Annotated in this window: 15 protein-coding genes and 1 tRNA gene; 7 read left to right on the forward strand and 9 right to left on the reverse strand. The window is 64.7% G+C overall.

The window, feature by feature from the left end; all coding sequences use genetic code 11:
• Positions 1-387: 387 nt before the first annotated feature.
• Positions 388-5535 carry a S8 family serine peptidase gene (locus tag ACFQS4_RS11470; protein ID WP_497901639.1) on the reverse strand — a complete coding sequence of 1716 codons (5148 nt, stop codon included), beginning with the start codon at positions 5533-5535 and terminating at the stop codon, positions 388-390.
• 235 nt (positions 5536-5770) lie between these two features.
• On the opposite strand from ACFQS4_RS11470, the gene ACFQS4_RS11475 reads away from it, so the two are divergent.
• The 3 genes from ACFQS4_RS11475 to ACFQS4_RS11485 all read left to right on the forward strand — a co-directional run bounded on the left by ACFQS4_RS11475 (position 5771) and on the right by ACFQS4_RS11485 (position 8822).
• The gene (locus tag ACFQS4_RS11475; RefSeq protein ID WP_497901640.1) at positions 5771-6364 is read left to right on the forward strand and encodes an AsnC family transcriptional regulator; all 594 of its coding nucleotides are present in this window, start codon (positions 5771-5773) and stop codon (positions 6362-6364) included.
• 375 nt (positions 6365-6739) lie between these two features.
• On the forward strand, positions 6740-7579 hold the full coding sequence (locus tag ACFQS4_RS11480) for a CPBP family intramembrane glutamic endopeptidase (protein ID WP_497901641.1): 840 nt from the start codon (positions 6740-6742) through the stop codon (positions 7577-7579).
• 595 nt (positions 7580-8174) lie between these two features.
• Positions 8175-8822: a hypothetical protein gene (locus ACFQS4_RS11485; RefSeq protein WP_497901642.1), complete on the forward strand. Its 648-nt coding sequence runs from the start codon at positions 8175-8177 to the stop codon at positions 8820-8822.
• Between the two features lie 98 nt (positions 8823-8920).
• Here the strand turns inward: ACFQS4_RS11485 and ACFQS4_RS11490 are convergent.
• Both ACFQS4_RS11490 and ACFQS4_RS11495 read right to left on the reverse strand, forming a co-directional pair.
• Positions 8921-9003: transfer RNA gene (locus ACFQS4_RS11490), tRNA-Leu, on the reverse strand.
• Between the two features lie 48 nt (positions 9004-9051).
• On the reverse strand, positions 9052-10023 hold the full coding sequence (locus ACFQS4_RS11495) for a TIGR03885 family FMN-dependent LLM class oxidoreductase (RefSeq protein ID WP_497901643.1): 972 nt from the start codon (positions 10021-10023) through the stop codon (positions 9052-9054).
• Positions 10024-10236: 213 nt separating this feature from the next.
• Between ACFQS4_RS11495 and ACFQS4_RS11500 the strand changes: the two genes are divergently transcribed.
• Entirely contained in the window at positions 10237-12189 is a 1953-nt protein-coding gene (locus ACFQS4_RS11500) for a glycoside hydrolase family 15 protein (protein ID WP_500193330.1), read from the forward strand.
• Between the two features lie 83 nt (positions 12190-12272).
• Here ACFQS4_RS11500 and ACFQS4_RS11505 read toward each other — a convergent pair whose 3' ends face one another.
• On the reverse strand, positions 12273-12575 hold the full coding sequence (locus ACFQS4_RS11505) for a hypothetical protein (protein ID WP_497901645.1): 303 nt from the start codon (positions 12573-12575) through the stop codon (positions 12273-12275).
• A 119-nt stretch (positions 12576-12694) separates the two neighbouring features.
• On the opposite strand from ACFQS4_RS11505, the gene ACFQS4_RS11510 reads away from it, so the two are divergent.
• On the forward strand, positions 12695-13183 hold the full coding sequence (locus ACFQS4_RS11510) for a DUF309 domain-containing protein (RefSeq protein WP_497901646.1): 489 nt from the start codon (positions 12695-12697) through the stop codon (positions 13181-13183).
• 185 nt (positions 13184-13368) lie between these two features.
• Positions 13369-14439: a polyprenyl synthetase family protein gene (locus tag ACFQS4_RS11515; protein WP_497901647.1), complete on the forward strand. Its 1071-nt coding sequence runs from the start codon at positions 13369-13371 to the stop codon at positions 14437-14439.
• A gap of 33 nt (positions 14440-14472) precedes the next feature.
• Here the strand turns inward: ACFQS4_RS11515 and ACFQS4_RS11520 are convergent, their stop codons facing one another.
• From ACFQS4_RS11520 to ACFQS4_RS11535, 4 genes are all read right to left on the reverse strand, one after another.
• Positions 14473-15411, reverse strand: coding sequence for an NAD-dependent epimerase/dehydratase family protein (locus ACFQS4_RS11520; RefSeq protein WP_497901648.1), 939 nt, complete (start codon positions 15409-15411; stop codon positions 14473-14475).
• 151 nt (positions 15412-15562) lie between these two features.
• Positions 15563-16660 carry a glycosyltransferase gene (locus tag ACFQS4_RS11525; protein ID WP_497901649.1) on the reverse strand — a complete coding sequence of 366 codons (1098 nt, stop codon included), beginning with the start codon at positions 16658-16660 and terminating at the stop codon, positions 15563-15565.
• Complete coding sequence (locus ACFQS4_RS11530) at positions 16661-17644, reverse strand: glycosyltransferase family 4 protein (protein WP_497901650.1); 984 nt, start codon at positions 17642-17644, stop codon at positions 16661-16663.
• Positions 17645-17747: 103 nt separating this feature from the next.
• Positions 17748-18602 carry a hypothetical protein gene (locus ACFQS4_RS11535; RefSeq protein WP_497901651.1) on the reverse strand — a complete coding sequence of 285 codons (855 nt, stop codon included), beginning with the start codon at positions 18600-18602 and terminating at the stop codon, positions 17748-17750.
• 130 nt (positions 18603-18732) lie between these two features.
• Between ACFQS4_RS11535 and ACFQS4_RS11540 the strand changes: the two genes are divergently transcribed.
• Entirely contained in the window at positions 18733-19752 is a 1020-nt protein-coding gene (locus ACFQS4_RS11540) for a lysylphosphatidylglycerol synthase transmembrane domain-containing protein (protein WP_497901652.1), read from the forward strand.
• 90 nt (positions 19753-19842) lie between these two features.
• Here ACFQS4_RS11540 and ACFQS4_RS11545 read toward each other — a convergent pair whose 3' ends face one another.
• Entirely contained in the window at positions 19843-20703 is an 861-nt protein-coding gene (locus ACFQS4_RS11545) for a phosphatase PAP2 family protein (RefSeq protein WP_497901653.1), read from the reverse strand.
• Between the last annotated feature and the right edge of the window lie 91 nt (positions 20704-20794).

A 20794-nucleotide genomic window follows, 5' to 3' on the forward strand; every position in this document is an offset into this window, starting at 1 on the left:
TCGGACGATTCGTCCGCTCCTCACTGTTACTCATTATCAACCACACCACACCTTTCGAAGATTTCGTAATATAATTTTGGGTTACATTCTGTGAGGGTGATGAAAATCTCCTATGGGATTAATCTAACGAGCTCGTAAAACAACTACCGAATATTTTGGTTTATTTAGGCGTGATACGACACGCCACCGGACGGATGGGCGGTTACACACTTCGTGAGAGAGATGAACGCGTTCCGGCAACGTGAACGGACGCCCACCGTCAGGTACGGGGCGGCTAATCCGCTTCGTCCTCGAGAACCGACGAGCGATTCGATATCGGCACGGACGGAGGTCACCGCGGAGCCCCATCCGAACGAGGTCACCGCGGTGCTCCGTCCAATCGGATGCTCAGTCGTCGGTGGCGACCGATCGTCGCATACTCGAGAGCGTCGAGCCTCCGTACTTCTCCTCGTGTGACTCTACGGTTCGATCGGGGTCCGTTTCGTCACCCTCCTCGTCGAGGAAATCGGCCTGGATCAACGTCTCGACGGCCCGCTCGGCCGCGAGATCCGTCGCCTCAGCCACGAGGTCGGCGTGCGCCGACGGCGCCTCGGCGGCCGTCGTCTCCACCGTCGTCGAGAACTCCTCGAGCACGTCGTCCAGCTCGGCGTCGAGGTCGACGGTCGCGAACCGTTCCGTGACGAAGGCGGCTACCCGGTCGACGACAGTCTCCTCGTCGCCGGGAGCCTCGAGCACGCTCTCGAGCGTCCGATCCATCCCACCGGCGTCGGTCGAGGGGCCGGGATTCGCGTGAATCTGCGGGTCGAGACCGAGCCCTTCGTAGAGGTCCGTTATCGTCGGATCGTACGCTGTAATCCCGGCGTCGAGCCAGTGGGCGTCCGTCGCCTCGACCAGGTAGCCGGTGAAGGCGGTCAGCTGGCCGTCGCCGATTTGCCCACCGGGTGCGTGCAGCGAGTCGTCGATCGAGTCGACGACGTCCATCTCAAAGACGTCTCCCTCGTCGCCGTACGCCGGCGCAGCGACGAAGTTCCAGCCCTCCTGGAGGTGAGTTTTCTCGAGGTCGGAATCACGGTGACCCGGTGGCGTTCCGTCCGGCCCGACCGGCGGGTCGTCCGCTCGCTGGAAGTGGACCTCGGCGCGCACGCCTTCCACCGGCGTCACCCTGAACGCGTAGAGCGTGTCGACGTACTGCAGGTTCCCGTCGCCGGTGACCGACTTCCACTTGCCGGCGTCGTGGTTCCACATCTCGATTTCGCCGGCGAACTCGCCGTACCCGTCGACGCCGAGGACGTCGTAGATCGTCTGATCGGTCGGTCCCGGGAAGCCGATGGCGTACGAGCCACCCGGATCGAGGGACAGGTCTGTCGCGATTTCTGTCGGTTCGAGTGCGTCGACGTCGAGGGCTCCTGCATCCCCGGTACCCGACTCGAATTCCGCTGGCGGGACGGTCAGGTAGGGATCGTACGCGACGTCGCCGTCCACGATGGTGTCACCGTAGCTCCGATCACCGAGGTAGTTCTCGCGACAGTCGAACGGTCCCTCGGGTGCGTTCCACCCGTCGCCGGGCTCACCGCGGAACGGCAGATCGGTGGCAGAGAGGTCGTTGTACCGCGCCAGGACCGCGTCGGCGTCGAGGCCAAAGTAGCCGGGTCCAAGGTCGAGACCGGTCGCGGCCTCGACGTCGTTGAACGCGAACAGCGCCGTGTCGCCGAACTGCCGGAAGCCGATCCCGGCGTTTTCGATGGTGTTCCGTTCGACGGTGACCGCTGGCGGGTCGGTACCGAACCCGTACTCCGCGACGCGAATCCCCGTGTAGGAGTCGACGATGTGATTGTCCTCGATCTCGACGTTAACGCTGTCGACGTAGATGCCGTTGTTCCGATCGTCCGAATAGGGTTCCTCGTCGGGGCCGACGATTGTGTTGTTCGCGATGCGGCAGTCCTCACCGCCGTCGAAGGGACCGAAGAGCGCCACGCTGGCCTGGTCGCCGTCCTCGTGCTCGAGGTGGCAGTCGGTGACGGTGACGCGGGTCGCGCCGTTGACGATCACGCCGCCCTGGAACGAGTAGTCGGGGCTATCGGTCACGGTGACGTTCCGGATCGTCGCACCGTCGACGGTGCCGAAGAACCCGGAGTCGGTACCGACGCCGACGACCGTCCCGAACGCGGTGACGTCCTCGACGAGCACGTCGGTCGTCTCGCGGAGCTGGACGCCGAACGTCCCGGCCGCGGTCACGTTCCTGATCGTCACGTCGCGCGCGCCGTCACCGGCGAGCACTCCGGTGCCGATAGCGTTCTTCTCGTCCACCTCGCCGTCGATCACGTTCGCCTCGACGTTCTCGAGGGTGACGTCGTCGGCGCCGATGTGGATAATCCGCGGCCCTGGCAGGTCCCGTTCGTGGACGATCGAGGGCGTCGCACCGCCGACGCCCCGGATCGTGATTCCGGGCGTACCGACGTACAGACCGGTCTGGAAGCCGCGGTCCGGCGCGTCGACCTCGTAGACGCCGTCGGCGAGTTCGACGGTGTCGCCCTCGCGCACGAAGTCCACCGCCGCCTGCAGGTCGTCGACCTGCTCCGGGACACGAAGCGGCGACTCGTAGACGGTCGTCGGCCGGAACGTCGCCGCCGTCTCGATCGACTGACCGCGCTCGCCGAGCGTGACGAATCGGGTACTGATCGCGAATTCGCCGACCCGGTCGGACGTGTCGACCGTGATCTCGACCGTCCCGTCGAAGGCGTCGTACTCGAGCGGGTCGTCGAAGGCGACGCTCTCGCCATCGATTGAGAGCGAGAGGTCGCTCTCGTCGAGGAACTGGAGCCCGGTGACGCCAATTTCCAGTTCCTCGAGGTTCTCGACGGCGACCTCGAGTGAGACTGACTCACCGGGAGCCACCCGTTCGGCCGGCGCGGTGACGACGTCGATCGGCGGCGTCGTGGCGGCGTGAGCGACGAGATTGCCCAGCAGCGATTGTCCAGCGTCGGTGACGGCGTCTCGGTCGACGAACGTCCCGAGGCCGAGCGACGACGCGTGGACGACTCGAGAGAGGTCGTCGGTCGCGAGGCCGTCGCCCGTCTCCGTGGACGCGACGGCCGTCGAGGCTACCGTCGAGCCGGCGACGCCGCCGCTGTACCCCTCGAAGTAGCTGTGGAACCCGCTGTAGTACACGCCGATCCCGACCGAAACTGGCTCGGGTTCGGTGATGGTGATGCTCTCGCCTTCGGCGGCGATTCCCTCGAACACGGGGTGTGCTGCCGAAACGTCGTACTCGATCGGATACGCGATCGGATACGGTACCTGGGCGGCGACCTCGCTCGTCTCGCGCGGGTCGCCGGTGGCATCGGACACCTGGGAGACGGCGTCGCTCGCGTCGCCGAACTGGTCGAGATAGACCGTTCCGATTTCCGGCGCCGAGGCGACGTCGACGAAGTCGGCGACGAGGTCAGCGTCGTCGCCCAGGTTCTGCACGACGTAGCCCTCGTGTTCGCGGCTCTCGGCTGCGTCGAGGGCTTCCGCGGGCTCGAGACGGTCGAACCGGTATCGCGGGTGCATCGCTTCGGCGAGAATCGTCTCGAGGTCGGCCGCGTAGCCGCTCCCGGCGTCGACGATGCCGATCGGAACCGGCTCGTCGTAGACGAACGTCGGCCCCGTCGAGACGGTGACGGAGTCGCCGAGCCCTGCGAAGGTGTGCTCGAGCTCGAGGTTGCCGACGCCGTCGGATTCGGTCCCGACGGTGGTCGTGATCTCGTCCGAGCGGGCGGATTCGAAGTCGACGCGTTCGCCGAACGCGGCTGGCTCGCCGTCGACTTCGAGCCAGGCCTCGCCGACGTAGTCTCCGACCTGTTCGACGGTGACCGACTCGACGTGGGCGACGTTCGCCGTCACGTCGAACGACTCGCCGGCCTCGAGGCCCTCGGGCTGGCCGTCGACGACGGCGATTGCGAAGCTGTCACCGAGCGTGAAGTCGACTGGCTGAAAGCCGTCGTCGACCTCGACGGTGACGGTGTCGGCGGTGAAGCCGAACGCGTCGGCGGTCAGTTCGTACGCGCCGGGGATCGCCCGGACCTGGAACTCGCCGTCGGCGTTCGTCTCGACCGGGAACCCGTCGAGCGTGACGGTTGCTTCGTCGATGGGGGCGCCGTCGGAGTCGGTTACGGTCCCGGTGACGCCGCCATCAGCGGCGACGCGACCGACGGCGGCGAACGCGTCGACGATCCCGCGCCCGTACCGAATGTCGGGGTCGTCCGACTCGCCTTCGGGTTTCCAGGCAGTGGCGGCGAGGGCGCGTTTCACCCGCTCTGGCGTGGCTTCCTCGAGGGCCGCCGACCTGATGAGGCCGACGACGCCCGCGACGTGTGGCGACGCCATCGACGTCCCGGAGATGGCGTGGTACGGCCCGTCCGAATGGTCGACCGGGAACGCGCTGGTTACGTCCACACCCGGCGCCGACACGTCCGGGACGACGTACTCGTCCGGCCAGTCGTCCGGAGCGAGGTGACCCCAGGCGCTCTCCGTCGAGATCGATTCGCCGCTCGAGAACTCGGCGATCGCCTCGTCCTCGTTGGAGGCCCCGATGGCGAAGGCGTCGTAGACGTTGGCGGGCGACCCGGACGTTCCGACCCTGCTGTTGCCCGACGAAGAAACGACGACCGTGCCAGCTCGATCCGCGTTCCGCACCGGTTCGATCAGCTCGCCCACGTAGCCGTCGATCCCGAGGCTCATGTTGATCGTGTCGGCGTCTTCCTCGACCGCCCACTGCATGCCGCCAATAATCTGGGCGAACGACCCGCCCCCATTCGGGAGGACGAGTCCACCGAGCAACGTCGCGTCTGGAGCGACGCCGATTGCAGTGCCGGAATCGTTTCCACCCGCGACCGTTCCGCTCACGTGCGTGCCGTGATAGTGCGAATCGTGGGGCTCTGAATCGACTTGCTCGCCGTCGCCGTCGAACTCGGCGAAGTGCTCGGACTCGAGGTCGATGTCCGGGTGGGTCGGATCGACGCCAGTGTCGAGCACGGCGATCCGGGCGCCCTCGCCGCGCGCATCGTACGCGTCCCAGGCCGCGGGCGCGTCGATTTGCTCAAGGCCGTACGTCACGTCGCCCGTCTCCTGGTTGGTAGTTCCGGCGTCTGGTTCTGGGATTTCGTAGCGAAAGTTGGGGTGGACCTCCGAGACGCCATCCTGGGCGGTCACCTGCTCGAGGTCGACGACGCTGGTGTCGACCTCGAGGAGGAGCGCGTTCGCGAGCCAGAAGCGGTTTTTCACCGCGAGTCCGTCCGTTTCGTCGACGTACTCGACGATGGGGGCCTGGCTCTCCTCGGCCGTCGCCTTGAGTTCGTCGACGACGGACGCGGATGCGACGAGTGGAACGTCCACGTCCTCGGCACGGACGACGACTTCGGTCGTCTCGCCGGCGCTACCACTCGCCGTCGGGAAGAGCGCGAGTAGACCGGCGCCCGCCGTTCCCTGGAGGACCTGCCGGCGCGACACGACGGATGGCGATTCGTCTACTCCTTTGGGGGGACGCTCTGTCATCTGTTATCGACTGGTCTGGGAACCATACGAACCCCGCCTCACCCGAATATAGTAAAGAGACGTACAGTCGTCGTATTCTGAAAGTCGCCAAAAATAATATGTGTCTGGATGATGTATTTAGGCAATTATTTCCGGCTATAGGCGAGCCGATCCAGCATCGGGGGTGGGATGCGTATGGACCCCGAGGATAGCACCCCATCGATGCGCTATTAGGGAACGAATCGCTAGACGGAGTATGCACACGCTCGACGAAATCGACGTGGAGATTCTGTCGCTCTTAGGGGAGGACGCTCGCCGTCCGTTCAGCGACATCGCAGAGACGGTCGGACTGTCCGGACCGGCCGTCTCCGACCGCGTCGCCCGCCTCGAGGACGCCGGCGTCATCAACCGGTTCACGATCGACGTGGACCGATCGACGATCCAGGGGGGCGTTCCCGTCTTCGTCCAGGTTGACGTTGGGGGCGCGAGTGCGGACGTCGATTCGCTCAGAGAACGGATCGGCGACGCCGACGCAGTCGAACACCTCTTCGTGACCGCCGAGGGCGACATCTGGTTTTACGCCCGTGCAGAGGGGCGAAACGTCCGTCGCTGGCTCGAGGAGTTGCTCGGAAACGGCGACCTCGAGTATCGCGTCACGCTGATGGACGACGTCGAGTGGCGCCCGTCGCTCGGTGGGACCGCGTTCGCGCTAACCTGCGCGGAGTGCGGGAACACCGTCGACAGCGAGGGCGAATCGGCGACCATCGGCGGCGACGCCTACCACTTCTGTTGCCCATCGTGTCGGGAGCGATTCGAGAATCGGTACGCCCGACTCGAGGAAGGGGCGTGATTGGACCGGAGTGAACTCGGCTCGAGTCGATGGGCGTCGCTCCCTGGTGATGTGGTTTTCAGCTAACCGCTCGAGATGCGCTCGAAAACGGCCGAGAGAGTCAATACTGCGACCGGTCAGGGACGAACCGTTCACTGTTGTCCGAACCAATGGACCCCTTCAGCACGGAATCAGTGCTGCGGATACGATCGAAGCATGACGGATGATGACTCTCATGGCGGGAGAATCGCCGGTCGATAAACAATCGTCGCGAACGAAGAAACAGGTATGATCGCGGCTGCTCGATCCTGGATCGCCCAGCACCGTATTGTGAGCTTCCTTCTCATCACGTACGCGTTCACGTAGGCGATTCAGGCAGTCCTCGCAGCGACGGACATGGAGGCCTCGTGGACGCTGTCAATTCTGGTCGGCTTCGGTGCGTTCGGGCCACCGGTCGGTGCGGCGGTGGTCCTCTGGGCGAGCGGCGGCGACCTGCGTTCCTGGATTTCACAGTTATTCATGTGGCGAATCGGAGTACGATGGTGGGTCCTCGCGCTCGGTCTTCCGATCGCTATTCTCGCTGCGGGAAGCGCCCTGTACGCGCTCTTTGGCGGTCCAGTCGACGTCGGCTCGCTCCCGTTCGTCGGCATCTACGTCTTCGCGATGGCATGGGGCATTATCTGGGGTGGCGGCCAGGAGGAACTCGGCTGGCGCGGCTTCATGCTCCCAGTCCTGCAAGCGCGCTACAGCGCGCTCACGTCGAGTCTCGTCGTTGGGGTCGCCTGGGCAGGGTGGCACCTGCCACTGTTCCTCAATGCCAACACTACCCACGGCGGGTGGCCGCTCTCTCAGCAGTTCATTTGGGTCGTCACAATCCTCGCCGGATCGGTGCTCTGGACGTGGATGTACAACAGCACGGGCGGGAGCGTCCTCGCCGTCGCTGTCTTTCACGCAGGCATCAACGCCATGGGAATCTTCCACCCTGCGGACAGGGACGCACTCGCTCCCGGTGGGGTTCCAGATCCGTGGCTGAATCTGCTGGCCGAAGCTACCACCGGTGTCGTTCTGGTCGCGATTGCCGTTGGACTCGTCCTCGTGTACGGTTCGTCGCACCTCTCACCGCGACGGCGTCCTGGTCCCGAAGCCGCCGGTCTCGAGGGTTCTCGAGAGTCTCGCACACGTACTCACGACGACGCCAATCGTAACCGTGGTTCCGATAGGGGTGACAGTCGATAGTAGTTCTATACCGGTCTGTGGATCTTCCTGGTCCTTTGTCTCATACGTCTACCACACGTCACGGGCCCACTTCCGTCCTAATCTCCTCAAGACGGCGGCGGGTTGACGTTCGGCGTAGAGGCCTGGGCAGCGGAAGCCGAAGCGAACGCAAACTGGAGGAAACGGTCCAGTTGAAACCCTAAACGGGAGACATCAATCGCCACCCGCGCTGAACACGGGGCGCGACTGTTGCACGAGTTGAGAGTGGGTCAGCGAAGATTCGTATTCGGTCAGGCAGGGTGCGAATGGAACACCAACCAGAAACGCGCATTCCAGGGAAGTCGTTGTCGAGGCCATCAGTGATTCGAGAGCATAAAATACGACGTAAAACGTTTCTCCCCATTGAAAATAAAGAAGTTTTTTGTAGAGGAGTTGTTAGGATACGATTATGACACCGCCCTCTAGAGAGGCCCCCAGTAGTAACCCGCCCTCACTTGACGGTCTACTCTCCCGTACGTTCGCGCACCTTGACCGTCTCCTCGTACTGGCACTCGTGCCACTTGTGACGTCGGTGCTGAACGTGAGTGATCTGCTGGCCACAGCCCAGAGTCATGGTATGTCCGTCTCCGCGTCATTTCCTATCTACCGGTACGATCTCTGGAGTTTCGTCAATGCGCCCGATGGCGGCGGCCTCACAGTTTCAGTGCCATTCGGAACGATGGAGTCAATCGTGCTTGCTGTCCCACTGCTCGTCACGTATCTCGTCATTTCCGGTGTGCTCAGTGCGGGGTACTTCGGGAGTATCGCCTCGGGCATCACGACTGGGTCGTTCGATTTCATCGCCAACCTGCGTAAATTCGCCGTTCGAATAATCGCGCTGGAAGTGCTCGTCGTCGTCGGGATACTCGTCGTCTTCCTCCCATTGCTCGTCGTGCCTCCGCTGTTCGTCCTTTCGATTTTCCTCTTGCTGGTCGTCGGGTACCTCCTGTTCCCGACTGTGTACGTTCTGGTGCTGGAAGATATCGGGATCGAGTCCGCCATTAAACGAGCGTACGACCTCGTTAGCGAGCACCAGTCGATCTGGTTCTTTCTCACCCTCGTCGTCGCGACGCTCGTCTGTGCGATCCCGTTGAGTGTTCTTGCTCACTCCGGGATTGGTGGTGCGATCATAGCGGCAATCGTCGCCGCACCGATCAGCCTTGCATTCAACGTCGCTACCGCATTGATGGTGGCCGAAATGGCCGGTCTCGAGGTTTTGGAGTGAGTTACTCGGTACGTTTGCTTCAATAGAATTTTTGCGAGGGAAGATCGCTCCGTGTGATCTTCCGCATCTCGTTCGGCGCGGCATGCGCCTCACTGCGATGCGAGGGGAGGGAATCGAACCCACGAACGTCTACACGAGCGGATCTTGAGTCCGCCGCCGTTGGCCGCTTGGCTACCCTCGCACGCGCTAGCGAGTAGGCAGGTGGCCTTTGAATACTCTACGGTTTCGTTCACCCCTCGTCCTCGAGCGCCGAAAGCACGTGCTCCCCGAAGTCCTCGACGAACGCCGTCTGGTTCGTGGTGACGTTGTGCAGATACACCCGGTCGACCTCGAGGTCGAAATCAGCCTCGAGCCACGCGACGTGCTCGTCGAGGTCGGCCGAGACGCGGACGTTCTCCTCGACCTGCTCTCTGTCGACGCCTTCGGCCAGTTCGTCGAAGTCGCCGGGCGTCCGCAGTTGCTGGGTCACCGGCCCCGGCACGCAGTTGGTTCGCCACTGGTCGTAGGCCCCCTCGAGGGCGGCCTCGTCCGTCTCGTCGTAGGCGAGCTGGACCTTGAGGTAGACGGGTTTGTCCGGCGCCCGCTCTTTGAACGCCCGGACGCGCTCGGCGTCGGCGTCGTGGTCGGGCGTCCCGAGCGTGAGCAGGCCGTCGGCCCACTCGCACTCCGCGAGCCACGCGGCGGTCTCGGGCGAGAGGGCGGCACCGACGAGCGGCGGCGGTGTTTCGGGTCGCGAGTAGAGTTTCGCCGCCTCGACCGTCACCCGGCCCTGGTGGGTCACCTCCTCGCCGTCCCAGAGCCGTCGCATCACGTCGGCGCACTCCTCGAGGCGAGCGTTACGCTCGTCTTTGACCGGCCAGTCGACGCCGGTGATGCCCTCGTTGAGCAACTGGCCGCTGCCGACGGTCAACCAGAACCGATCCGGGTGGAGTTCGCGGAGGGTGGCCGCCGCCTGAGCGATCACGGCGGGGTGGTAGCGGTAGCCCGGTGCGTTGACCGTCCCGAAAGTCATCGACGTCGCCTGGGCGGCGGCGCCGAGCCAGGACCAGACGTGCCCGGATTCCCCCTGTCGCTCGCTCCAGGGGTGGAAGTGGTCTGAGGCCAGGCAGTGTTCGAAACCGTGCGCTTCGGCGCGTCGAACGTACTCGAGCAACTCGCTCGGGGCGAACTGCTCGTGGGAGGCGTGGTAACCGATGGTCATGTGGATCACTCCGGAGACGGAAACCGTCTCGAGATGAGTGCGGTTTCAATGACGGTGACCGTATAAGTCGGGGACGCATACGGAAGGCGGTCGAAACCGTTCCCGTGCCGTGCACGGTCGGGCAGACATTTCAGGAGCCACGTTTATCCACGACGTCGTGGAACGGGTCGGGTAGATGCGACGGCTTCGAAGAACGACCGATGCAGGGACCAGATGAGCATGGGATATACGCCACTCACCGAGTACGGAATCATCGGTAACGACGACCGGATGGCCCTCGTCGATCGATCGGGATCGATCGACTGGTGTTGTTTCCCCCACAGCGCGGGACCGAGCGTGTTCGCCCGCCTGCTCGACGACGAACGCGGCGGTCACTTCGCCGTCAGGCCGACGGACAGCTACGAGGTCCAACAGGCTTACCGCGACCGAACGAACGTCCTCGAGACCACGTTCTCGACACGCTCGGGGACGCTCGAGATTACGGACTTCATGCCGGTTTGGGGTGACGACGACCACGAATACGATGGCGATCAGAACCACGACGACCGAGACCAGCTCGCAATCTACCGACGCGTCCGGTGTACGGACGGGACACTCACCGTCGAACTCGAGTTCGAGCCGCGGTTCGAGTACGGCCAGGCGCCAACGACCGTCTCGCGGACGGAGACCGGCTACGTGGCGACCGGGGACTCGAGTACGAGCCCCGACTGGATCGAGCGCCAGGACGACCTCGTCCTCGAGGTCCGTGGCGAGTTCGAACCGCGCGCGCTCGAGGACCGCGTCGTCGGCACGCGAACGCTGGTCGCGGACGACGAGGTCTGGTTCCGTCTCCGATACGGGGTGAGCGATCGCGACGACGAAGGGGAAGGAAAAGAGGCACAGAGACAGGAACCAAGGTCGATCGCCTCGTGTCGAAGCGCGCTCGCCTCGACCGTCGACTACTGGCAATCCTGGACGGACTCGCTGATTAACGACGCGGCCCCACTCGTCGACGACACCCCCTGGGGCGAGTACGTCCTCCGGTCGGGACTGGTGCTCAAACTCCTGATCAACGAGGAGACGGGCGGCATCTACGCTGCAGCGACGACGTCGCTCCCGGAGAAGTACGGCACCGACCGCAACTGGGACTACCGGTACAACTGGATCCGGGACGCGAAGTTCACGGTTCAGGCCCTGCACAACCTGGGTCGAGACGAGGAAGCCCGCGACTACTTCGAGTGGTTTCGAGACATCGTCACCGAACCACCGGGTGAGATGCAACCCGTCTACGGCGTCCACGGCGAGACGGACCTCACCGAGCACGAACTCGAGGGACTCTCGGGCTATCGCCACTCGACGCCGATTCGAGTCGGGAACGCGGCCGCGACGCAAAACCAGCACGACATCTACGGCGCCATCGTGCAGGCGATTTACGAGACGCTCGTCCGCGACGGCGACCTCGACGAGGACGAGTGGGCGGCGATCGAAGCGCTGGTCGATCACGTGTGCTCCGTCTGGTCGGAGCCCGATCACGGCATCTGGGAGTACCGCGACGAGCAGCGTCACTACGTCCACTCGAAGCTCCTCTGCTGGGTCGCTCTCGAGCGCGGGATCACGCTCGCCGAGGACCACGACGTCGAGGCGCCGCTCGAGCGGTGGCGATCGGAGCGCCGGGCGGTTCGCGAGGCGATCCTCGAGCACGGCTACAGCGAGCGCGCGGGGTCGTTCGTCCAGCACTTCGACACGGACACCGCACTCGACGCGTCCTGTCTCCTGATCCCGCTGTACGGGTTCCTCCCGCCGGACGGCCCCCGGGTGACGGCGACGCTCGACACCGTCCTGGAGGAGCTCGCGACCGACGAGGGGCTGGTCTACCGAACGAAGGGGAGCGAGGCCGTCCCCGACGTCCACGGGACGTTCGTGTTCTGTACCTGCTGGCTCGTCGACGCGCTCGTGCTGGCCGACCGGGTCGACGCGGCCGAGGACATCTTCCACACCGTGCTCGAGCACGCCTCGCCGCTCGGGTTGCTGTCGGAGCGAATCGAACCCGAGACCGGCGAACTCCTCGGCAATTTCCCGCAGGCGTTCAGCCACATCGGCCTCGTCAACAGTGCGATCTACCTGGCGAGTGCTCGAGGCGAGGTGGACGAGTTGAGTCACGATCCGCGTGAAATTGATCTGCGGTAACGTCGGTGATAGCAGGACTGAACGCGATACGAACGGCAGAAAACGAGTGGCGGTACGCTACTCGCGAGGACCCCGGGAACGGCTCAGGACGATGGCGTCTCGAGGAGAATCGGCGTCGCGTTGCGGTTACGTTTATCGTCCCGTTCGTGAGCACGCTCGGTCGGTTCGGGCGGGTCGATGTGCGAGACGGCCTCGACGACGAGTTCCGTCTCGCTCCCTCGGGAACCGCCGGAGTCGGGGGACGAAGGACCGTCCGAGGATTCGCCCCTTCCGTCGGAATCGTCCTGGTCGTACCGGGCCCCGCAATTGTGACACACGACCCCGCCGTCGACGTGGGCGAACAGCCGTTCGCCACACGCCACACACCGTTGCGACGGATAGATCATTACTCCCATTCGTCAATCGAATCCTATAAGCGCTCCGGCCAATCTACGACCCCGGGAACGGCTCGGCGGTTCGCGCGGAGGCGCCAAGACGTTTTACCCTGCCCCTCCTCTATCCGCCCGTGGACGAACACACACGAGCCCCCGACGTGGACCCGCCGTCGGACTCGAGCGCGCCGACGGGCTGGCGGCCCGAACTCGACCGCTGGGAACACGGAACGCTCCGGCAGGCGACGGTTCACGGCGTCAGACTATTCAATGCCGGCGACTACCACGCGAGCCACGACTGTTTCGAGGACGAGTGGTACAACTACGGCCGCGGAACGGTCGAGAGCCAGTTCCTCCACGGCATGGTACAGGTCGCCGCTGGCGTCTACAAGTACGTCGACTTCGAGGACGACGACGGGATGCGAAGCCTGTTCGCCACCGCCCTGCAGTACCTCCACGGCGTTCCGAACGACTTCTACGGCGTCGACCTGCTCGAGGTCCGGACTACGTTGACGAACGCGCAGAACGACCCGTCGGTCCTCGACGGGTGGAAACTCCCGCTCGACGGTCGGCACCCGGAAGCGACCGAGGTCGACGTCGCCTACGCCGAGGGACTCGAGTAAGGGCTGCGTCGACATCGTCCCGATGACTGTCGTCACGCGAGCGATTGTCATCACGCGAGTACGAATCGCCCGGCTCGAGTAGGTGAGTACGTGAGCGACGGTCACCGCCTGCATTCACCGTCAGAACGACGACCGATTCATCAGAAACTGAAGCTTTTTGTCCACACCGAGCGAGGGTGAGACGTATGCGAGAGGCGCTTGCCGAGTGGCGGCCGGTGATCGACGACGCCATCGCCGAGATACTCCCACGGGAGGTCGACGGCGACGACCTGGAGGCGTTCTTCGGTGAGCCAACGTTCGCGTACGATCCGGAAGGGATCCAGCGCGCGCTCGCCGATCCGCTCTGGGACCTCCTGGACCGCGGCGGCAAACGGTGGCGGGCCGTCCTGTTTCTCGTGTTCGTCGAGGCGCTCGGCGAGGATCCCGAAGCGTTCCTCTCCTACGCCTGCATTCCCGAGATCCTCCACAACGGGACGATCATCGTCGACGACGTCGAGGACGGGGCGTCGATTCGACGCGGCGAACCGGCGCTCCACCACGTCCACGGCGAGGACGTTGCCCTGAACGCCGGCAACGCGATGTACTTTCTCCCGCTGAAGATCCTGACGCACGATCCCGCTGACCTCGATGCAGAAACGCGGCTTCGAGCCTACGAGATGCTGCTGTACGAACTCAACCGAACGCACCTCGGCCAGGGGATGGACATCTGCTGGCACAACGAGCGCGGGGTCCGCATCTCGACCGAGCAGTACCTCGAGATGTGCGCCTGCAAGACCGGGTGTCTGAGCCGGATCGTCGCCAGACTGGCGGCTATCGTCACCGACCAGTCGACGGCCGTCGAGGACGCGCTCGCCAGGTACGCCGAACTGACCGCCATCGCGTTCCAGATCGGCGACGACATCCTGGACGTCGAGCACTCGCTGGGACGGGCCGGTGACTTCGGCAAGGAGTTCGGCAACGACATCCGGGAGGGGAAGACGACGCTGCTGGTGTTACACGCCATCGAAAACGCAAGCCCCGACCGAGCGGGTCGACTCGAGGAGATCCTCGAAACGGACGCCAACACCGACGAGGAGATCGCCGAGGCGCTCGCGATAATAGAGGCCGCGGAGAGCATCGAGTACGCCCGCGAGCGCGCGCTCGAGTTCTCGGAACAGGCACGGGGGGCGCTCGAGGACCTGCCAGTCGACCTTGAGACGGAACCGAGAGAGCAGCTGCTCGAGTTTACCGAATTCGTCGTCGATCGGGACGTCTGAGGCCCATTTGCCGATTTCTCCGGGGCTCAGGCGTTATCGCTCGTCGTTCTCGTCAGCCTCGAGGTACGGCCGACAGACCCGCTCGACGCCGTCCTCGAAGTCGATTTCGGGGCGCCATCCAGTCGCATCCCTGAACGTCGAACTGTCGGCGCAGGTGTCGTGAACGTAATTCGTCAGTGGGATGGGTTCGTAGACCGGTTCGACGTCGGTTCCGAGGGCGTCGTTGAGCAGGTCGACGACCTCGTTGAACGAGTACGACTCCCCGGTCCCGAGATTGTAGACGCCTTCGAGCCGGTTTTCGGCTGCGAGCTCGAGGCCACGGACGACGTCCTCGACGTGCGTGAAGTCCCGGGTCTGGCTGCCGTCGCCCCACAGGACCGGTGGGGTGCCGCTGGCGATCTTCTCGGCGAACTGCGAGACGGTGTTCGCGAACGTCCCTTTGTGGCTCTCGGCCCCGCCGTACCCCTGGTAGACCGAGAAGAATCGCATGCCGGCCAGCGCGAGGTCGTCGTAGAAGTCGTTGTAGTACTCCGCGTAGCGCTCCCTGGCGAGCATCGAGGCGTCGTAGCCGGTCGAGGCGTCGATGGGGACGTCCTCGGGGGTCGGTTCGGTCCGGTCGCCGTAGATCGAGGAGGTCGACGCGTACACGATCGTCTCACAGCCGTCGGCCATCGCCTGCTCGACGACGTTGACGAACCCCTCGACGTTCACTCGCGTCCCCTCCCGCGGGTGGTCCTCGAGCAGTTGCCGACTCGAGAGCGCCGCCAGGTGGTAGACAATGTCGACGTCAGTAGGGAGGTCGTCGTCGAGGACGTCCGCCTCGACGTATGTAACCTCGTCCTCGAGGTTGTCGACCGTGCCGAGAAAGCCGTTGTCGAGGGCGACGACGTCGTTGTCCGTGGCGAGCGCGTTTGCGAGGTTCGAGCCGATGAACCCCGTGCCGCCGGTGACGAGGACTCGCTTTCCGTTCATAAAATATCGTTCCGACCTTCGTCATATAGGGATACTGATTGCTGAATGCTGATTGCCCGTATCGTCGCGTGCGGGCCGCGCTCGGCCTGTGGTCGAGCGGTGCTCGGGGCACCGTCGAACTACCGTCGAACTGCCGTCGAACTACTGACAATCAATCCTCGTGGGATGGCCCCCACTGCAAATCCTCGAGCGCGGACGCCGCCGGCGTCGTCAGCGGTACGTTGTGATACAGTTGCTCGAGGTGGACCAGCGTCCGGTCGATGGCGTAGCGCTCGACGGCCGCCCGTGTATCGCGGTCGGTCTCGAGACAGGACTCGATCCCCCCGGCCATCGCCTCGAGGTCCCCCAGGGCGAACCGGTCGCCGTTCTCGGGCCTGATGGTCTCGTCGAACGGCGGGACGTCGGCGGCGGCGACCGGCGTCCCGCAGGAGTTCGCCTCGAGCGTCGACAGGCCCAGGGTGTCGCCCGTCGAGGCCGTCACGAAGACGTCGATGGAGGAGTAGAAGGTAGGGACGTCCTCGCGCGGGAGGAAGTCCCGCAGGGTGACGTTCTCGGGCGCCTGCGCCTCGAGTGGTTCGCGGTACGGCCCCTCGCCGACGACGACGAACTCGTACTCGGGCAGTTCGGCGGCGACGCGCAGGATCTCGTCGACGTTCTTCTCCATGCTCAGCCGACCGCTGTACCCGACGACGGTCTGGTCCGGGTCGGGATACCAGTCCTCGTCGGTCGGCTGGAAGAACTCCATGTCGATGCCGACCGGGAGTTCGATGTACTCGACGGCGCGGTTGATCCGACTCGTCGAGGCGGTGACGACGTCGAAACTCCCGAGCAGGGCGTTCTCCCAGGGGACGTACAGCTTGCTCAGGCCGCGAGCGACCGTCTTCGACTTCACGCTCTGGTGGAAGTACTCCTCGAGCGGCGTGTGGTGGGTGTAGATCGACGGCACGTCGTGCTTCCGGGCGTAGTAGCGCCCGAGGATGCCCACCGGAGCGGGCCCGTGGCAGTGGACGACGTCGAGATCCGGTAGTTTGGAGGTTCGCTTGAACAGGGGAATCCGATACCCCCGGTAGAACGGGTTCGGCAGGGACCGGACGGGAATCTCGTTCTCGTCCGGTTCGTACTCGCCGTCCGGATACACGATGTACACCTCGTGTCCCTTCGCCTCGAGTTCCGCCCGCCAGAGGTCGATCGTGTACGTGACGCCGTCGATGCCGGGGAAGTAGCTGTCGGTGAAGAAGCCGATCTTCATTCAGGTCACCTCCGCGTACAGGGTCTCGTAGCGACCCGCGACCGCCGAGAGCGAGAACGCCTCGCTTCGCTTCGCGGCGTTGTCGCCCAATCGCTGACGGACGTCGGGATCGCGAAGCCGTTCGATCGCCGGCTCGAACCCCTCGGTGCCGTCCGCGTCGACTTTCAGGCAGTCCTCGCCATCCTCGAGCCACGCGAACGTCTCGATGTCGCGGACGACGACGGGTTTGCCGGCCGCCATCGCCTCGAGCAGGGCGATGCCCTCGTTCTCCTCGTGGGTCGGGAAGAAGAAGACGTCGCCCGCCGCGAACGCGCCACGGATGTCCTCGACGTAGCCGGTGAACGTGCAGTTCGACGGGGAGTCGTCGACGAGACGAAGCGTCTCCCGACCCTTCAGCGAGCGATCCACGGGGCCGAACCAGACGAAATCGACGTCCGGAAGCCGCCGCGCCGTCTCGACGAACGTCTCGAGCCCCTTGCGCTTGATGACGTGACCGACGAGGAAGACGACGGGAGGTTCGAGGTCGTAGCGCTCTCGGTAGGTCTCCTCGAGCGACTCGAACCCCTCGAGTTTCTCGACGTCGACGCCGTTGGAGATGACGGTCGTCGGCACGTCGGCGTACGATTCGATCAGTTGCTGGTTGTACGCCGAGGGACAGACGAGCGCGTCGGCCAGGCCGTAGGCCCGCTCGAGGTACGGCCGCAACGGCTTCGCCAGCGCGTTGGTGAACCGGAAGCTGTCGCCGAAGTCCTCGGCGGTGACGTGGGTGTTGGCGACGACCGGAACTCCCCTCGAGCGAGCGCGCCGGGCGTACCAGACCGACCGCGGCCCCATGAGGTTGCAGTGAAACACGTCGACGTTGAGGCGGGGTTCGGTCGTGTACGTGACGTCCAGTCGGTCCAGCATCTTGCGCTGGTGGGCGACCGACTCCCGGATGCCGCCCGTAACGTGCGCTTCGAACTCGAAGTAGTGGGAGACCTTCACGCGATGTCACCCCTCGCTGCCGACCCGTTTGGTGGCAACCGGTTCGACGCTGGCCGATCCGATGGCGACTGGTTCGTCCCCGCGGACGGACCGCCCCGCCTACTCACTCGAGGACGAGCCACGGGACCTCCACGAGCGGCGGAATGTGTGTTTCGATGTGGTGCTCCCAGACGCCCTCCTCACCGAAGGCCTCCCCGTGATCGGCAGTGACGACGATCCGCCCCTCGAGTTCCGGGACGAGGGCCGCGACGGACTCGAGGGCGATTCGCAGGTTCTCCTCGTAGAGGGCCATCGCGGCGTCGCGGGTGCCGTTGCGGACGAGATCCGCCGGGTCGAGTTCGAGCCAGAGGCCGGCCTTCTGGGCGAGTTCGCTCCCTTCGAGGGTCGACTCCACCTTCGGCCTGACCGTCTCGCCGAGGGAGTCGAGGACGCCCCCGTCGTCGTCCTCGTCGGCTTCGTCCTGCCGTCGGATGCCCTTCTGGATCTGTTTCAGTTTCTGCCCCGTGCCACGGGCGAGGTACGGCGCGTGGGGTTGCATGTAGTGAAGGACCGTCCGATCGGCCGTCTCGACCAGGTCCCGATGCTCGGCGAACGACTCCGCTACGCTGTCGGGCGGAACGGTACCGAGGTCGTCGTCCCACCCGTGCTTCCAGACGTCGACGACGTCGCTGATGTGTTCGTTCGCCGTCCACTCGTAGTCGCAACTGGCCCCCCACTTGAGTTCGTTCAGCGGAATCCCGAGGTCGTTGATGAACGGGTTCCCCGAAAAGTACGCGATGTCGTGGTCGCCGGTGAACGTTCGAGACGCCCACTCCGGCGTCGACGACCCCGTACTCCGTCGCTTCTCGAGCGTGCCCTCGAGGTACTCGTCGTACACCTCGCTAAACACGTCGTACCGACACGCGTCCAGGACGAGACAGTAGTCCCACTGTGAGTCGAGGAAACGCTGACTTTTCATCTGTTATGTCCCGTTTGCTATCCAATCGACGTATCTTTACTGGTTCGTCGCCTGGCGGCAAAAAACCGGTACTTGCGCCGGATTCGAGGCGAATCAGGACGTTCAAGGGGATCGGTCCGTACTCTCAGGTATGGCACCTGGGAGTCGGCGGGCCTTGCTTCTCGGCGCGTTCGGCGCGCTCGCGGTGTTCGTCGTCCTGTTCGTCGTCGTCGGCGCCGAGTACGTCGTCGACGCGCTGCTGGCGGCCGACCCGGCGTTCGTCGCGGCGACGATCGTCCTCGGCCTCGCCTGGCTCGCCTCCTGGAGTCTCATGCTCCGAACCGTGCTCGAGACACTGGGCGTCGGCGTCACCGTCGGAAAGGCGTTCCTGGTCTACGCGGGGGCCGTCTTCGCGAACAACGTGACGCCGTTCGGACAGGCCGGCGGGGAGCCCTTCTCCGCGTTGCTCATCTCGCGGAGCACGGGTGCGAAGTACGAGACCGGCCTCGCCGGCATCGCCACCGTCGACGTCTCCAACGTCGCCCCGTCCGTCCTCCTGGCGCTCGTGGGCGTCGGCTACTACGCGACGACCGCCACGGTCGGTCCACGCCTCGAAAACGCACTGACGGGTGCGATCGCGCTCGTCGCCGTCCTCGGCCTGGTGCTCGCGCTCGGGTGGGCCGTTCGAGAGCGTATCGAGGCGCACGTGCCGGCGACCATCGCGAAGGTAGCCGGTCGATTCGGCGGCGGACGACTCAATCCGGTCGCGCTCGAGCGCGAGATCGCGGGACGGGTGGCGCACTTCTTCGCCAACCTCCGCCAGGTCGGGACGAGTCGCCGACAGCTCGCGTTCATCGTCGGCCTCTCGCTCCTCGGCTGGCTTTTCCAGGCGGCAGCCCTCCTCGCGGCGTTCGCTGCCGTCGGGTACAGCGTCCACGTTTCGGTCGTTCTCTTTGCGATTCCGCTGGCGAATCTGGCTGGCGCCGCGCCGCTCCCGGGTGGACTCGGAGGCATCGAAGCGGCGTTCGTCCTCCTGCTCGTCCCGACGACCGCCGTTCCGCTTCCCGAGATTACCGCCGCCGTCCTCATCTTCCGTGGAGCCGTCTACTGGCTCCCGGTGCTCATCGGTGGGAGTTCGACGGCCGCGATGGGGATTTGGACGGTCGCCTGATCCATTCGTCGTCGGGTGTCGGTTCTCTATTTCCCCGTTCGACCATCACCATCGGTCATTGGTAGGAGCCGATACGAGACGCCAATCGCCTCAATCACCGAGTTCGGAGGCGACGCTCTCCTCGCCGTCCTCAAGCGGCGACGGCGCGTCGGATTCACCCTCGACGGTTTCGACGACGCGCGTCGCCACGACGACGCTCCAGGTGCCGAGCACGAGGCCGGCGACGACGTCCGTGAGCCAGTGGATGCCGAGCACCATCGTCGAAAGGGCGACTGCCGCGGCCGTGATCGAGGACACGTACGTCCACAGCGGGTACGTCTTTCGGGTCCGCCAGGCGAACAGCGCGACGACGACTGCGAGCGAAGTATGTAGCGACGGAAAGACGTCGGTGTTGGAGGACACCGCGGCCGTCAACGTCTGCGTCTCCGGGTAGACGTCGTACATCAACCCGGAGACGTGATGTGGCACTCGATTTCGAGGGCCGTAGGCGATAAAGAGTGTGTACAGAATCGCCCCGACGGCGTAGTTGAGGACGTAGGCGGTAAGGACTCCCTTGAGGTGCCGGCTCGAGGTGTGCACGAAGTACAGCACGAGCGGGACGACGAGCAGGTACGGGAACCCGAACATGTACATCGCCGAGAAGAACCCGATGAGCGGCTCGGGAACCGCTGCCTGCAGGTCGGCAACGAACAGTCCCTCGAGTTCGTACAGCGAGTCGGTGATGTCCCAGCCGAGCGCGCGGGAGATACGGAGACTCAGACCGTTCGTCGCCTGCTTCGCTACGAAAAAGAGCCCCGCCACGGCGAGGTATGGCGCGATGTCGCCGAGTCGTCGGTCGAAGTCGGCGACGGCGTGACGGAACTGCTCGATACTCGTACTGAACGCACAGGTCGTGACGAGACCGGTTGCGACGATCAATCCAGTGACGAAGACGACGGTGAGGAGGGCCATTGCGGATAGTTAGTGGAGGGATCGCGGAGTGGATGAACTGTCAACGGTGGGCGTTGAAACGTTTTGGGGAGAAATATGCCGGGTGTGGCTC

Origin of the sequence: Saliphagus sp. GCM10025317, from assembly GCF_042663665.1 — an archaeon.
Taxonomy (GTDB): Archaea; Halobacteriota; Halobacteria; order Halobacteriales; family Natrialbaceae; genus Natronosalvus.